Consider the following 13,468-nt stretch of genomic DNA (forward strand, 5'->3'; position numbering starts at 1 on the left):
GGCGGAACGGGTCTTGCATTCAATTTGCCTGACGGAAGCGGACGGCGTTCCCGTTGACTGGCGGGATGTGGCTCTCGGTCGCGGTGGCTTCGTTCGATGAGCCGACCTTGTACAAGGCCGGTCTTTCGCCACGATCGTGCGTGACTATATGACAGGGGATGACGAAGGTTGTTGTTGCCTGACAGGGCAATGGCGATCATGATGGCCGGGGGCCACAGAGGAAGCGAATGCCTACTTTTTCCCAAAGCCTTGAACAATCCCTGCATCGTGCATTGGCGATTGCAAACGAGCGCCACCATCAATACGCGACGCTCGAACACCTTCTGCTGTCGCTGATCGATGACTCGGATGCGGCCGCGGTGATGCGGGCCTGCAGCGTCGATCTCGACAAGCTCAGGACCAGTCTCGTCAACTATCTTGAGACCGAATTCGAAAACCTTGTGACTGATGGCGCCGATGACGCGAAGCCGACCGCCGGTTTCCAGCGCGTAATCCAGCGCGCGGTGATCCATGTGCAGTCCTCGGGTCGCGAAGAAGTTACCGGCGCCAATGTGCTGATCGCGATCTTCGCCGAGCGCGAGAGTCACGCCGCCTATTTCCTGCAAGAGCAGGACATGACGCGCTACGACGCAGTCAACTACATCAGCCACGGCATCGCCAAGCGGCCGGGCGTCTCCGAGGCGCGGCCGGTGCGCGGCGTCGACGAGGAGACCGAGGCCAAGGGCAACGAGGACTCGAAGAAGAAGGGCGAGGCGCTCGAGACCTATTGCGTCAACCTCAACAAGAAGGCGCGTGACGGCAAGATCGATCCCGTGATCGGGCGCAATGCCGAGATCAGCCGCGCGATCCAGGTGCTGTGCCGTCGGCAGAAGAACAATCCGCTGTTCGTCGGCGAAGCCGGCGTCGGCAAGACCGCGATTGCGGAGGGACTGGCCAAGCGCATCGTCGACAGCGAAGTGCCGGAAGTGCTGGCCGCGGCCACCGTGTTCTCGCTGGACATGGGGACGCTGCTCGCCGGCACGCGCTATCGCGGCGACTTCGAGGAACGCCTGAAGCAGGTGCTGAAGGAACTCGAGGCGCACCCGAACGCGATCCTGTTCATTGACGAGATCCACACCGTGATCGGCGCCGGCGCCACGTCGGGCGGCGCGATGGATGCATCCAACCTGCTCAAGCCGGCGCTGGCTTCGGGCACGATCCGCTGCATGGGCTCGACGACCTACAAGGAATACCGCCAGCATTTCGAGAAGGACCGCGCCCTGGTGCGCCGGTTCCAGAAGATCGACGTCAACGAGCCGACGGTGGAAGATGCGATTGCGATCCTCAAGGGCCTCAAGCCCTATTTCGAGGATTACCATCGGCTGAAATACACCAATGAGGCGATCGAAGCGGCGGTGCAGCTTTCGTCGCGCTACATCCACGACCGCAAATTGCCCGACAAGGCGATCGACGTGATCGACGAGTCCGGTGCGGCGCAGATGCTGGTCGCCGAGAACAAGCGCAAGAAGACGATCGGCATCAAGGAGATCGAGACCACGATTGCGACCATGGCGCGAATCCCGCCGAAGAGCGTGTCGAAGGACGACGCCGAGGTGCTGAAGCACCTTGAGCAGACCCTGAAGCGCGTGGTGTTCGGTCAGGACAAGGCGATCGAGTCGCTGTCGGCCTCGATCAAGCTGGCGCGTGCCGGCTTGCGCGAACCGGAAAAGCCGATCGGCTGCTACCTTTTCTCCGGCCCCACCGGCGTCGGCAAAACCGAGGTGGCAAAACAGCTCGCCGCGTCGCTCGGCGTCGAACTGCTGCGCTTCGACATGTCCGAATACATGGAGCGGCACACGGTGTCGCGCCTGATCGGTGCACCTCCCGGCTATGTCGGCTTCGACCAGGGCGGCCTGTTGACCGACGGCGTGGACCAGCACCCGCATTGCGTTGTGTTGCTCGACGAAATCGAGAAGGCGCATCCGGATCTGTACAACGTGCTGCTGCAGATCATGGATCACGGCAGACTGACCGACCATAACGGCAAGCAGGTCAACTTCCGCAACGTCATCCTGATCATGACCACGAATGCCGGCGCGGCGGATCTGGCCAAGCAGGCGTTCGGCTTCACCCGCAACAAGCGGGAAGGCGACGACCACGAAGCGATCAACCGCCAGTTCGCACCGGAATTCCGCAACCGGCTCGACGCGATCGTCTCCTTCGGGCACCTCAATGCCGACGTCATCGGCATGGTGGTCGAGAAGTTCGTCCTGCAGCTCGAGGCGCAACTCGCCGACCGCGACGTCACCATCGAACTGTCGGAGACGGCCAAGGCCTGGCTGATCGAGCACGGTTATGATGAGCAGATGGGCGCCCGCCCGATGGCGCGGGTGATCCAGGAGCACATCAAGAAGCCGCTGGCCGATGAAGTACTGTTCGGTCAGCTCAAGGGCGGCGGCCATGTCCGCGTCGTCCTGGTCAAGGACGAGGCGACCGGCAAGGACAAGATCGGCTTCGAGTTCGTCGAAGGCCCGGTCACGCCGAAGCCGGAGAAGCTTCCGGGCGCCCGCAAGCGCAAGCCGAAGCCGGGCGGGCCCAATGGTGGCGGTGGCGGCTCCAAGGGGCCGGCGCGCGGACCGCTTGTGAAGGTCTGACGAAGCTCTGAATGGACAATGGAAAGGCCGGCTTTGCAGCCGGCCTTTTCTGTTTTGAGGCTTTTCTGTTTTGAGGCTACGCCGCGCTCTCGCGAATGCCCTTCGCGATCTCCTTCTGCGCGTCGAACTCGCGGCGGAGCCGCGCCAATTCCTCCGCGCTGAGAGCGTCGGCGTTGCTGTAGTCGCGCTTCCAGGAATGATCCTCGCTCCAGCGGAGCGGCGACTGCACCGTCGTCTGCGGTCCAGGCGCAGACTCAAGCACGCGCAGCGCAAGCTCCAGCGTGAACGCCTGCGAAGCCACGTCGTGCGGCTTGCCGGCTGAGTTGCCGAGCGGGAAATCGCTGAACAGGAACCGCGGCACGGCGGCGTGCTCGACGATATCCTTGGCGCAGCCCATCACCACGATCGGAATGCCGTTGGCTTCGAGATGCCGCGCAACCAGGCTGATGGTCTGATGGCACACCGGGCAGTTCGGCACCAGCACGGCGGCATCGACGCCATCAGCGCGGCAGCGCGCCAGGATTTCCGGCGCATCGGTCTCGATGGTGACGCGGTGGCTGCGGTTGGTGGGTGCCCCAAAGAAACGCGGTGCGATCTCGCCGATCCCTCCTTCCTCCGCCAGTCGCCGCAATTGCGGCAGCGGGAACCAGGTGCCGCTGTCGTCAGCCAAGGTGTGCACGCGGTCGTAGGCGATATGGGAAATGCGCAGATCGTGCTGCTTCGATGTGTCGCCGTCATAGACCTGATAAAACTTCGCGCCACCGTTATATTTCGCCCCCGGTCCCTGATCGCCCTTGGCGGGATCGAACGGCGCCGCCGTGGTGATGATGGTGACGCGGGATTCGGCGAGCGGCTTGCGCAGCGGCTGGAACGGCGCGCTGGTGCAATGCGCCCAGCGGTAGGGCGTCGTGTAGCCGATCGCCGCATAGTAGTCGCGCGTACGTTTCATATAGCCGATCGGCGCATCGTCGTCGGGTGCGAAGCCGAGCTGCTGGTCGGACGTTGCTGTCATCTCGTGTGCTCCGAGTGATCAAGCCGGAAGCGATAGGCAATGGTCGAGCAAATTCGGATGGGTCGCGCAGATATGATGTGCGCCGGCGCCCTTCAGCTCCTCTTCGCTGCCATAGCCGTAGAGGACGCCGATGGCCGTCATGGCGTTGCTTCGGGCGCCGACGATATCATGGCTGCGGTCGCCGATCATGATCGCCTGCGCGGGATCTACCTTCGCCGTTTCGAGCGCATGTCGCAACAGCTCGGTCTTGTCAGTGCGCGTGCCGTCGAGCTCCGAGCCGAACACCTGTTCGAAATAGGGACGCAGGCCGAAATGATCGATGATCCGCTCGGCATACACGGCGGGCTTGCTGGTGGCGATGAACATGCGCGGATGCGAGGCGGCCAGTGTGGACAGCGTCTCCTGGATTCCGTGATAGGTTTCGTTCTCGAACAGGCCGATATCGGCGAACCGCTCGCGATAGAGCGCCAAGGCGCGATCTGCGAGCGCATCGCTGCCGACCAGCTTCCTCAGGCTCGCGTGCAGGGGAGGGCCGATGCACCAGGTCAGTTCGTCCTCGCTTGGGACCGCCTGGCCCAGCCGTTCGAGGGCATACTGAATGGAACGGGTGATCCCGGGCTTGGGGTTGGTCAGCGTGCCGTCGAGATCAAAATAGATTGTGCGCATTTCGGCCCTGGCGCGTTGATAATACCCGAGTTTGCTAGTTGGCCCGCCGCCTAAGTCAAGGACTGATTTGTCAGGTCTGAAATGATGCGAATACTCCCGCATTTCAGTGCTGCTCTCGCGATCTTGCTGTGGCTGGCATCGGCGGCGGCCGAGGAGCCTGACAGCCGCGTCGTGCACCCGAGCGTCGAGGAACTCGCACAACCCCCGGAAAAGTCCGAGACCGCGCGCGAGAGCGAGGCGCGGGAGGCGATGTGCCTGATGATCGAATCTGCTGCACGGGCGAACGACCTGCCGCTCGAATTCTTTGCCCGCGTGATCTGGCAGGAGAGCCGGTTTCAGCCCGATGCGGTGGGCCCGATGACGCGGAACGGCCAGCGCGCGCAGGGCATCGCGCAGTTCATGCCGGGAACGGCGAACGAGCGCGGCCTGCTCGATCCCTTCAATCCCGTGCAGGCGCTGCCGAAGTCGGCCGAATTCTTAAGTGAGCTTCGCAGCCAGTTCGGCAATCTCGGCCTTGCCGCCGCGGCCTACAATGCCGGTCCGCGCCGCGTGCAGGACTGGCTCGCCGGCTCCGGCTACATGCCGCAGGAGACGCGCAACTACGTGTACGCCATCACCGGCTCCAGCGTCGACGAATGGGCGGCCGCCAGCCGCAATGGCAAGGTGCCGGCCCGCTCGCAGACCTCGAGCTGCCGCGAATTGATGGCGCTCTTGAAGCGCGCGCCTAACCCGTTCGTTGCCGGCCTCGAGCAGCACGTCACGCTCGCCGCCGCAAAGGTCTGGGGCGTCCAGCTTGCCGCCGGCTTCAACCGCGAAAAGGCGCTCGCGATGTACGCGCGCGCGATGAAAAGCCTGACTAGCGTGATCGGCGAGCACGACCCGACCCTGTTCGCCGCGCGTCTGCGCACCCGTGGCACCGCCACGTTCTACCAGGCGCGTATCGGCGCCGACACGCGCCCCGAAGCGGACAACCTCTGTAACCGCATCCGCAAAGCCGGCGGCGCCTGCTTTGTGCTACGGAACGCGGGCGTGAGCGGATAGCATTGATAAGGGCGTCGACCAGATCGCCTCACAGATAGATTCCGCAGTATGGGTCCCGGCTCAAGGCCGGGACGACGGTGCTGCATGCCAGCCCTGAGGCGCGCTTGCTTGACGCGGCCGGTCTTCATCAGCCCTATGCCGCTCAATTCAAACCTGTCTCCGGTTCTCCGTGGCGCTTCCTCCGCTCGATTCTCCGCAATGGCACAGCTCATTCCGCGCCTTCTTCTGGGGCGTGCGGTCAGTCGGCTCGACTATCCTGGCGCTGGTGCTGTTCGCGACCTATCTCGGCATCGGGGCGCTGGCGCATGACACGCATTTCTCGCTGGCCTGGACGTTGGCGAGCACGGTGTTCGTCTGGGCTGGACCGGCGCAGATCATCCTGGTGTCGACGCTGGGCTCCGGCGCGACCATCCTGCAGTCGGCGATCGCGGTGAGCGTCAGCGCCATCCGCCTGTTTCCGATGGTGGTGTCCGTTCTGCCGATGATGCGGACCCCAAAGACAAAACGGCGGCACCTGATCCTGGTGGCGCATCTCACCGCCGTAACGCTCTGGGTCGAATGCCATCGCTTTCTGCCGCAGGTGCCGCGGGAGCGCCGCATCGCCTTCATTCAGGGGCTGGGTTGCGGGTTGGTGTTTCTCTCTGTCGTGGCCAACACGATCGGCTACCTGCTGGCCGCCAATCTCTCGCAGCTCTTCGCCGCGGCGATCCTGATGCTGACGCCGCTGGCGTTCCTGTTCTCGACCGCGCGCAATTGCCGGGAGTTGGCCGACGGTGTCGCACTCGCACTGGGACTGGCGCTGTATCCGCTGGCGACGCTGCTCGACAGCGGCCTCGATATCCTCGTCAGCGGCGTGGTCGCCGGCACCATCGCCTACGGTGTCCACCGCGTCAGGGCAAAGGCGATCGCATGAGCACCTTCATCGGCGATTGGCATGCGCTCGTGGTCCTGTTCGTGGCCGGCGTCATCCCGAACCAGATCTGGCGCATGCTGGGCCTGTGGTTCGGCGGCGGGCTCGATGAGGGTTCGGAGCTCCTTGTGTGGGTGAGGGCGGTCGCGACCGCGATTTTGGCTGGTGTCATCGCGCAGATCGTGGTGCAGCCGCCCGGCGCGCTCGCAAGCGTTCCTGCCCTGTTGCGCTACGGAGCCGTGGCCGCAGGCTTTGCCGCGTTCATGCTGTCGCGGAAATCAATCTTCGCCGGGGTCGCCATCGGCGAAGTGATCCTGGTCGGCGGCCGATGGTGGCTCGGCTGATTGCGGCCGCCGCGCAATGCGTTACTGTCGATCCGGAAACAGCTATCCGTGGATTGAGACATGGTTCGAGAAGGTGAGATACGCCCGGGCGAAGTCGCCATCGAGATGCCGCCGGCGCAGGATGCCGGTCTGATCTTCATCGGCCGCATCCGCACGCCCTGGACATCGCGGCTGATGACGCCGCGGCAGGGCCGCCATGACGGCCCTGTCTGTCGTCTGGAGATCTTCGAGCCATGGGTGCCCGCCATCAAGGGCGTCGATTTCTACGAGAATCTCGACGTGCTCTACTGGTTGCACCACTCGCGCCGCGACCTCGTGCTGCAGAGCCCGAAGAGCAACGGCAAAACCCGCGGCGCCTTCTCGCTACGCTCCCCGGTGCGGCCCAATCCGATCGCGACCTCGATCGTGAAGCTGGTCGGCGTCGAGGGCAACGTCATCCTGGTGCGCGGGCTGGACTGTCTCGACGAGACGCCGCTGCTCGACGTCAAGCCCGACCGCTGCGAGTTCACGCCGCTTGCGCCGCCACAGCCCGGCGATTTCGAGACGGAGTGATTTTGTTTCCTCCGTCAGTCCGGGGAGTCCGAAGGATGAACCCGGAAGCCATTTCTCCGCAGCGCAGGTGGCCTGATGGATTCCGGGCCTGCGCCTGACGGCGCATCCCGCGATGACAAGAAAGAGCCAGCCAACGTCATTGCGAGGAGCGCAGCGACGAAGCAATCCATCGCGCCGCGGGCGGAGAGATGGATTGCTTCGCTCCGCTCGCAATGACGGTGGGCGCAGCCGCTACCCCAACGCCGCGATCAGCTTGGTCGCATTGTCCTCGAGCACCTTCACATCCTCCTGGCGGGTCCCCGGTGGCAACAGCTCGACGCTGTCACGGCGCGGCATCACGTGCATATGGAGGTGGAAAACGACCTGGCCGCCGGCCCGCTCGTTGAACTGTGCCACGGTGATGCCGTCGGCCTGGAAGGCCTTCATCGCCGCGGTGGCGATCTTTTGCGCGACGCGCGCGACATGGGCGTAATCGTCGGGCGAGATGTCGAAGATATTGCGCGCCGGGGTCTTCGGGATCACCAGCGTATGGCCGGGCGCCCGCGGCATGATGTCGAGGAAGGCCAGGACACGTTCGTCCTCATAGACCTTGTGACAGGGCAGTTCACCGCGCAGGATCTTGGCGAAGATGTTGTTGGGATCATAGGCGGCGGGCATGGCGTCGGTTCCTCAAATCACGCGTCCTGCTCAGGGCAGGCAGAGAGCATATTCGATTCCGATCGAATTAGACCGGAGTTCCAGTTTTTCTTGTAGCTTGTTTTCTTTGCGAACCGGTATCAACTTCGCTCAAGAATTCACCAGCAGAAAGCTCATTCTTCGTCGCCGCCCTTGCGGAACGGGCCGGCCTCGCTGAGCTCGCGGCCGACCTCGGCGACATAGGCGCGCTCGCGCTTGAGGTAATCGGCAATCGCCCGGCGCAGGCCCGGGTCGGCGATGTAGTGGGCGGAATAGGTCGTCTGCGGCAGATATCCGCGCGCGAGCTTGTGCTCTCCCTGCGCGCCGGCCTCGACCACCTGCAATCCGTTCTGGATGGCGAAATCGATCGCCTGGTAATAACAGACCTCGAAATGCAGGAAGGGATGGTGCTCGATCGCGCCCCAGTTGCGGCCGAACAGCGTGTCCGAACCGATGAAGTTGATGGCTCCTGCGATCCAGCGTCCATCGCGCTTGGCCATCACCAGCAGCACGTCCTTGGCCATGCTCTGGCCGATCAGCGAGAAGAACTTCCGGTTCAGATATGGCCGGCCCCATTTGCGCGAGCCGGTCTCCATGTAGAAGTCGAAGAACGCGTCCCACGCATCCTCAGTGATCTCGTTGCCCGTCAGCCAGTGAATCGTGACACCGGCCGCAAGCGCGTCACGCCGCTCGCGCTTGATCGCCTTGCGGTGGCGTGAATTCAGTGTGGCGAGGAAATCGTCGAAGGTCTTGAAGCCGGCATTGCGCCAGTGGAACTGCTGGTCGGTCCGCTGCAGAAAGCCATGCCCGCCCAGGAACTTCGCTTCGGCCTCGCTCGCAAAGGTCACGTGCACCGAGGAGGCCTCGGTGGCTTCGCACAGCGCCATCAGGCCATGGGCAAGCGCCGACTTGATCTGCTCACGGTGGAGGCCGTTGCGAAGCAGGAGGCGCGGCCCGGTGGCGGGCGTGAAGGGCACCGACGCCTGAAGCTTCGGATAATACCGGCCGCCGGCGCGCTCATAGGCATCCGCCCAGCCGCGATCGAAGACATATTCGCCCTGGGAGTGGGATTTAAGAAAGCAGGGCACGATCCCGACGATCTCACCGTCCAGCTTGGCCAGAAGATGGCGCGGCCCCCAGCCAGTCCGCGCGACGGCCGAGCCGGAGGCCTCTAATGCCGTAAAAAAGGCATGCGAAACGAAGGGGTTATAGGAAGCTTTTGCATGGATGCATGCAAGCCCTCCGGAACTGGGTAAAGCCAGTGTGTCAAGGGCGTCAAGCGAGCCGGGATCGGGTGTCGGATTGGCGCAGGCATCCCAATCCGCAGCCTTGATATCGCTGACGGACGGAACGGCTTCGAGGGTGATTTCAGATGAGGCCATCGAGAGTTTGAACCGGTCCCCGGTGCGAGCGGCCATCGCCCATGGTGACCTGCGCCCTGCAAAGATCGTGCATCGCAATGCCGACTTCAAGGTCGCCAGCCACATGTCAGGTTCCCGGCATGAAGCCTTCGAAGATCATCTGGTCGGCATAGCGTGCCGCTTTCGCCCGCTGCTCCGGCGTCCGCACGGTCCAGGCCAGAAGCGGGCAGCCGAACAGGTTGCGCGCGATCCATGGCGCGGGCGCGGGCAACTGGTCGACCCAATAGGCGACGAAATGCGGTTCGGTGCGGAAGCCGTGGCGCAGGTACAGCATGCTGTCGCGCTGTGCCGGTGTGAGCTTGGCCCAATACCCGTCGTCATAGCTGCGCTGGGCGGTGATGCCGCGGTGAAGCCTTGGCATGATCTCCCGCAGCGCCAGCACCTGGTCCGGGTCGAACGACATGCCGACCACGGGCCCGGAGTAGTTGCTCAGCACCTCGGCCATCCGCTTCACGAGCTTGCGGTCGCCGTCAAAATGGCTCTTCACCTCGACCAGGAGCGGCACGCGGCCGGCAACCAGCGTGCACAGGTCGCCAAGCGACATCATGCGCTCGTCGGTGTTCTTGAAGCGGATCGCCTTCAATTCGGCCGCGGTCTTGGTGAGCAGCAGGCCGGAACCCTCGGTGAGCCGGCCGAGCGCATCGTCGTGATGCACCATGGCCTCGCCGTCGGCGGTGAGCTGGATATCGCACTCGATGGTGAAATTACCCGCGATGGCGGCTTCCGCTGCCGCCGGCATATTCTCGATGATGCCGCGCGCGGCATCATGCAGGCCGCGATGGGCGACCGGCCGCGCTGTCAGCCAGTCGGGGGCCCGCATCGCTCAGGTGACCTCGAACAATCCTTCGACCTCCACTGCGGCGTCCGCAGGCAGCGCAGCGACGCCAACGGTGGTGCGGGCATGGCGGCCCTTGTCGCCGAAGGCCAGCACCATCAGATCCGAGGCGCCGTTCAGCACCTTCGGCGCGTCCAGGAAGTCGGGCGTCGAATTGATGAAGCCGCCGAGCCGCACCACGCGAGCGACCTTGTCGAGGTCGCCAAGCGCCGCCTTGATCTGGGCAAACAGGTTGATCGCGCAACCGCGGGCGGCGGCATTGCCCTGCTCGAGGGTGACCCCGGCGCCGAGCTTGCCCTTGGCGATCAGCTTGCCTTGGGCGTCGAAGCAAAGCTGGCCGGAGACGAACAGCAGGTTGCCGGTACGAACGAAGCCGACATAGTTCGCCACGGGAGCGGCGGGTTCGGGCAGGGTGATCCCCTGTGCCGCCAGTTTCTGTTCGACCGTACCTGCCATGTTTTCCGTCCCCGGTTCAGTGACCAATCAGGGCGCATTGTTTCGCGCATCGCGCCGCCGCTTTCAAGTCAGCCACGGATCAATCAAAAATGGCGCTTCCGCGCATAAGCCTCAGAGAAACATGCCGAAAAACACGTCACTTGTGTACTTAGCGTTACCTTTTTGTGAGGGTTGCCCCAGTTGCGGCGCAATAGAGCCGTCACTATTGTGACGAATCGTCCGTTTCCTAAAGGGATATACATGGCCCGCCTGTTCCGGATTCCGCCTCGCGTTTTGGCGATGACCATTGCCGTAGCCGCAGGAGCGGGATTCACGAGCGATGCGGCCACGGCCGGCACGGTACCGTTTCTGTCGCATCAGGCGCTCTACGAGCTCAATCTGGTGAAGTCGCGCGGTTCCAACGCGATCAGCGGCGCGCGCGGACGCATCCTCTACAATTTCTCCGGCAGTTCCTGCGAGGGCTACACATCCGAATTCCGCCAGGTGTCGGAGCTCGATAGCGGCGAGGGCAAGGTAACGCTCTCCGACCTGCGCTCTTCGTCCTGGGAGGACGCTGCCGGCAAGAGCTACCGCTTCAAGATCGACACGCGGATGAACGACAGTGAATCCGCGCCGGTGGATGGCGTGGCGGAGCGGGTGGGCGACCACATCACGGTCAAGCTGAAGCAGCCGGTGGCGAAGACGTTTCAGCTCGACGGCAAAATCGTATTCCCGACCGAGCAGATCCAGCACATCATCGCCGCCGCGCGCGAGGGCAAGAGCGTGCTCGAGCTCTCGGTCTATGACGGTTCCGACAATGGCGAAAAGGTCTACAACACGCTTTCGGTGATCGGACAGCCGATCCCGGGCGACCGTGCGCCGTCGTCACCTGATGCTTCGACCACGAACGATGCGATGAAGTCGTTGACCCGCTGGCCGGTGACGGTGAGCTATTACGACCGCGACGCCAAGAACAACGAAGGCGAGCAGACGCCGGTCTACGCGATGGCGTTCGAGCTCTACGAGAACGGCGTCTCCCGTGCGCTGGTGCTGGATTACAATGACTTCGTGATTTCAGGCGCGATGGGCAAGTTCGACGTCAAGGACGCGAAGCCCTGTAAGTGATACGGTCATCGTCCGCGGAGGGGGACGATCCAGTCACCGGCCTATCGTTTCTCGGAGGCGCTCTCGCGTACTGGATGCCCCGCCTTCGCGGGGCATGACGGGTAGGGGGACGCTATTCCGCCTTCGCCGGCCCCTGATAGGAGATCCCCCGGATCACCGCGGCGTTTCCGAATTTCTTCCGCAGATCATCCATCGCGCGTTCGGCGTGGGCCGAGCGCCGGTCGAGCATGTCAGTGTCATCGGCCGCCGATCCCGGCCGCAGTGCGCTGACGCCGACGCCCATCAGGCGGAAGGCGGTGCCGTCGATCTCCTTCACCAGCATCTCGCGCGACACCGCAAAGATCTTTCCGGCGAGCTGGGTCGGCGCCGCGATCGATTGCGAGCGGGTGCGCGGGCGGAAATCGGAGGTCTTCAGCTTCAACGTGATCGTGGAGCCCGCAAGCTCGCCGTTCTTCAGCCGCGTCGAGACCTTCTCGGACAATCTCCACAGCAGTCTTTCCAGGGTGATGAAATCGCGGATGTCGTTCTCGAACGTGGTCTCGCTCGAGATCGTCTTGGCGCCGCGATCCGCCACCACGCGGCGATCGTCGATACCGCGTGCAAGTCGCCATAGTCTTCGGCCTTCGCTTGCGAACTGCTTCATCAGTTCGTTCTCGTCCGCGCGCTGCAGGTCGGCGATGGTGCGGAAGCCCCGCTGGACCAGCCTTTCCTGGGTCGCAGGCCCGACGCCGAAGATGAATCCAACCGGCTTTTCCGCGAGCATCTCGCGCGCTTCGTCCTGGTCGAGCGTGGCGAAGCCCCGCGGCTTGTCGAGGTCGGATGCGATCTTGGCCAGGAACTTGTTGCAGGACAGCCCGACCGAAACCGTGATGCCGATATTGCGCTCGACGTCGCGGGCAAAGCCCGCCAGCACCTTTGCCGGGATCATGCCGTGGACGCGCTCGGTGCCTGCAAGATCGAGGAAGGCCTCGTCGATCGACAATGGCTCGACCAGGGGCGTCAATGCCTGCATCGCGTGGCGCACCTCGCGGCCGACACGAACATATTTCGCCATGTCTGGCGGGATCACGGTCGCGGACGGGCAAAGCTCGAGCGCCTTGAACATCGGCATGGCCGACCGTACGCCAAAGGTCCGCGCGACGTAGCAGGCGGCCGAAACCACGCCGCGCTTGCCGCCGCCAATGATGACCGGCTTGTCGGCGAGATCAGGATTGTCGCGTTTCTCGACCGTGGCGTAGAAGGCGTCGCAATCGATATGTGCCAGCGCAAGCCGGGGCAGGGCGGGATGGCGAACCAGGCGCGGCGAGCCGCAACGGCTGCAACGCCTTGCCTTGAAGTCGAGATCGCCGAGGCAATCCCGGCAGAAGCAGCGGGGGCCGTCGCTCGTGAGCGCCGCGCTCACGGCACGTCGCGTTCCCATTTGGGATCGCTCAAGATCTGGTGGGCCGCGGCGATGTTGGTCGGGTGCAATTCCGAAGCCTTCGCAAACGCCTGCACTGTCGCATCATCCCGCATCACGAAATCGAGCACCGAGCCAAGGAACTTTGGGTCGGAGGCGGCCGAGCGGAGCGTCTCCGGTCCGATTCCTGTCTCGGCCAGGAACAGGCCCAGCCTTTCGGGGTCGCCGGCGATGAAACCCAGCGCCTGAACCGCAACGATTTCAGCCACTTCGCGGGGGTTTTGAACAGGCTTTTTCAACGGCCGGTTTGCCTTTCCGTTAACTTATGTTCTCTAATGAAACGCATCATGCCCGAGTCTTTCGGATCTGTTCAAGCAAGTGGAAACCACGCCACACAAGATAGCGGTCGGGCTTAACGGG

14 protein-coding genes are annotated in these 13,468 nt (G+C 63.7%); 6 read left to right on the top strand and 8 right to left on the bottom strand.

Annotated elements, in window-relative coordinates:
• Nucleotides 1-227 precede the first annotated feature (227 nt).
• Nucleotides 228-2,633, top strand: a complete 2,406-nt coding sequence (gene clpA / locus K288_RS0120335) for an ATP-dependent Clp protease ATP-binding subunit ClpA (protein WP_027581215.1) — start codon at nt 228-230, stop codon at nt 2,631-2,633.
• A gap of 76 nt (nt 2,634-2,709) precedes the next feature.
• Here the strand turns inward: clpA and K288_RS0120340 are convergent, their stop codons facing one another.
• Together K288_RS0120340 and K288_RS0120345 are read right to left on the bottom strand one after the other, a co-directional pair.
• Nucleotides 2,710-3,645 carry a glycine/sarcosine/betaine reductase selenoprotein B family protein gene (locus K288_RS0120340; RefSeq protein ID WP_027581216.1) on the bottom strand — a complete coding sequence of 312 codons (936 nt, stop codon included), beginning with the start codon at nt 3,643-3,645 and terminating at the stop codon, nt 2,710-2,712.
• 18 nt (nt 3,646-3,663) lie between these two features.
• On the bottom strand, nt 3,664-4,311 hold the full coding sequence (locus K288_RS0120345) for an HAD family hydrolase (RefSeq protein WP_027581217.1): 648 nt from the start codon (nt 4,309-4,311) through the stop codon (nt 3,664-3,666).
• A gap of 81 nt (nt 4,312-4,392) precedes the next feature.
• Here K288_RS0120345 and K288_RS0120350 point away from each other — a divergent pair, with 81 nt between their 5' ends.
• From K288_RS0120350 to tsaA, 4 genes are all read left to right on the top strand, one after another.
• A complete protein-coding gene (locus tag K288_RS0120350) occupies nt 4,393-5,352 on the top strand; it encodes a lytic transglycosylase domain-containing protein (RefSeq protein WP_027581218.1) in 960 nt (319 codons plus the stop codon).
• Between the two features lie 169 nt (nt 5,353-5,521).
• Entirely contained in the window at nt 5,522-6,265 is a 744-nt protein-coding gene (locus tag K288_RS0120355) for an AzlC family ABC transporter permease (RefSeq protein ID WP_027581219.1), read from the top strand.
• Entirely contained in the window at nt 6,262-6,606 is a 345-nt protein-coding gene (locus K288_RS0120360; protein ID WP_027581220.1) for an AzlD domain-containing protein, read from the top strand. The genes K288_RS0120355 and K288_RS0120360 overlap by 4 nt, the downstream gene beginning before the upstream one ends.
• Before the next feature lie 60 nt (nt 6,607-6,666).
• Nucleotides 6,667-7,158: a tRNA (N6-threonylcarbamoyladenosine(37)-N6)-methyltransferase TrmO gene (gene tsaA, locus K288_RS0120365; RefSeq protein ID WP_027581221.1), complete on the top strand. Its 492-nt coding sequence runs from the start codon at nt 6,667-6,669 to the stop codon at nt 7,156-7,158.
• A gap of 231 nt (nt 7,159-7,389) precedes the next feature.
• Here tsaA and K288_RS0120375 read toward each other — a convergent pair whose 3' ends face one another.
• From K288_RS0120375 to K288_RS0120390, 4 genes are all read right to left on the bottom strand, one after another.
• Nucleotides 7,390-7,815 (bottom strand): HIT family protein, encoded by a 426-nt coding sequence (locus K288_RS0120375; protein WP_027581222.1) that lies wholly within the window; start codon nt 7,813-7,815, stop codon nt 7,390-7,392.
• Between the two features lie 152 nt (nt 7,816-7,967).
• Nucleotides 7,968-9,215: a GNAT family N-acetyltransferase gene (locus tag K288_RS0120380; RefSeq protein ID WP_027581223.1), complete on the bottom strand. Its 1,248-nt coding sequence runs from the start codon at nt 9,213-9,215 to the stop codon at nt 7,968-7,970.
• Nucleotides 9,216-9,321: 106 nt separating this feature from the next.
• The gene (locus tag K288_RS0120385) at nt 9,322-10,074 is read right to left on the bottom strand and encodes a glycerophosphodiester phosphodiesterase (protein ID WP_027581224.1); all 753 of its coding nucleotides are present in this window, start codon (nt 10,072-10,074) and stop codon (nt 9,322-9,324) included.
• 3 nt (nt 10,075-10,077) lie between these two features.
• On the bottom strand, nt 10,078-10,545 hold the full coding sequence (locus K288_RS0120390; protein WP_027581225.1) for a RidA family protein: 468 nt from the start codon (nt 10,543-10,545) through the stop codon (nt 10,078-10,080).
• Between the two features lie 279 nt (nt 10,546-10,824).
• Between K288_RS0120390 and K288_RS0120395 the strand changes: the two genes are divergently transcribed.
• Entirely contained in the window at nt 10,825-11,649 is an 825-nt protein-coding gene (locus tag K288_RS0120395) for a cell envelope integrity EipB family protein (protein ID WP_152535603.1), read from the top strand.
• Nucleotides 11,650-11,761: 112 nt separating this feature from the next.
• Here K288_RS0120395 and K288_RS0120400 read toward each other — a convergent pair whose 3' ends face one another.
• Nucleotides 11,762-13,069: a DNA polymerase IV gene (locus tag K288_RS0120400; protein WP_043160292.1), complete on the bottom strand. Its 1,308-nt coding sequence runs from the start codon at nt 13,067-13,069 to the stop codon at nt 11,762-11,764.
• Nucleotides 13,048-13,347: a DUF3572 domain-containing protein gene (locus tag K288_RS0120405; protein WP_027581228.1), complete on the bottom strand. Its 300-nt coding sequence runs from the start codon at nt 13,345-13,347 to the stop codon at nt 13,048-13,050. The genes K288_RS0120400 and K288_RS0120405 overlap by 22 nt, the downstream gene beginning before the upstream one ends.
• Between the last annotated feature and the right edge of the window lie 121 nt (nt 13,348-13,468).

It is taken from the genome of Bradyrhizobium sp. Ai1a-2, from assembly GCF_000426245.1.
Lineage (GTDB): Bacteria > Pseudomonadota > Alphaproteobacteria > Rhizobiales > Xanthobacteraceae > Bradyrhizobium.

What these genes read in the sequence shown, in the direction of transcription:
- K288_RS0120395 (WP_152535603.1), top strand. Translation starts at nt 10,825, where the DNA reads ATGACCATTGCCGTAGCCGCAGGAGCGGGATTCACGAGCGATGCGGCC.
- K288_RS0120345 (WP_027581217.1), bottom strand. Translation starts at nt 4,311, where the DNA reads ATGCGCACAATCTATTTTGATCTCGACGGCACGCTGACCAACCCCAAG.
- K288_RS0120385 (WP_027581224.1), bottom strand. Translation starts at nt 10,074, where the DNA reads ATGCGGGCCCCCGACTGGCTGACAGCGCGGCCGGTCGCCCATCGCGGC.
- K288_RS0120390 (WP_027581225.1), bottom strand. Translation starts at nt 10,545, where the DNA reads ATGGCAGGTACGGTCGAACAGAAACTGGCGGCACAGGGGATCACCCTG.
- K288_RS0120350 (WP_027581218.1), top strand. Translation starts at nt 4,393, where the DNA reads ATGATGCGAATACTCCCGCATTTCAGTGCTGCTCTCGCGATCTTGCTG.
- tsaA (WP_027581221.1), top strand. Translation starts at nt 6,667, where the DNA reads ATGGTTCGAGAAGGTGAGATACGCCCGGGCGAAGTCGCCATCGAGATG.
- K288_RS0120340 (WP_027581216.1), bottom strand. Translation starts at nt 3,645, where the DNA reads ATGACAGCAACGTCCGACCAGCAGCTCGGCTTCGCACCCGACGACGAT.
- K288_RS0120400 (WP_043160292.1), bottom strand. Translation starts at nt 13,069, where the DNA reads ATGGGAACGCGACGTGCCGTGAGCGCGGCGCTCACGAGCGACGGCCCC.
- K288_RS0120360 (WP_027581220.1), top strand. Translation starts at nt 6,262, where the DNA reads ATGAGCACCTTCATCGGCGATTGGCATGCGCTCGTGGTCCTGTTCGTG.
- K288_RS0120380 (WP_027581223.1), bottom strand. Translation starts at nt 9,215, where the DNA reads ATGGCCTCATCTGAAATCACCCTCGAAGCCGTTCCGTCCGTCAGCGAT.
- K288_RS0120375 (WP_027581222.1), bottom strand. Translation starts at nt 7,815, where the DNA reads ATGCCCGCCGCCTATGATCCCAACAACATCTTCGCCAAGATCCTGCGC.
- clpA (WP_027581215.1), top strand. Translation starts at nt 228, where the DNA reads ATGCCTACTTTTTCCCAAAGCCTTGAACAATCCCTGCATCGTGCATTG.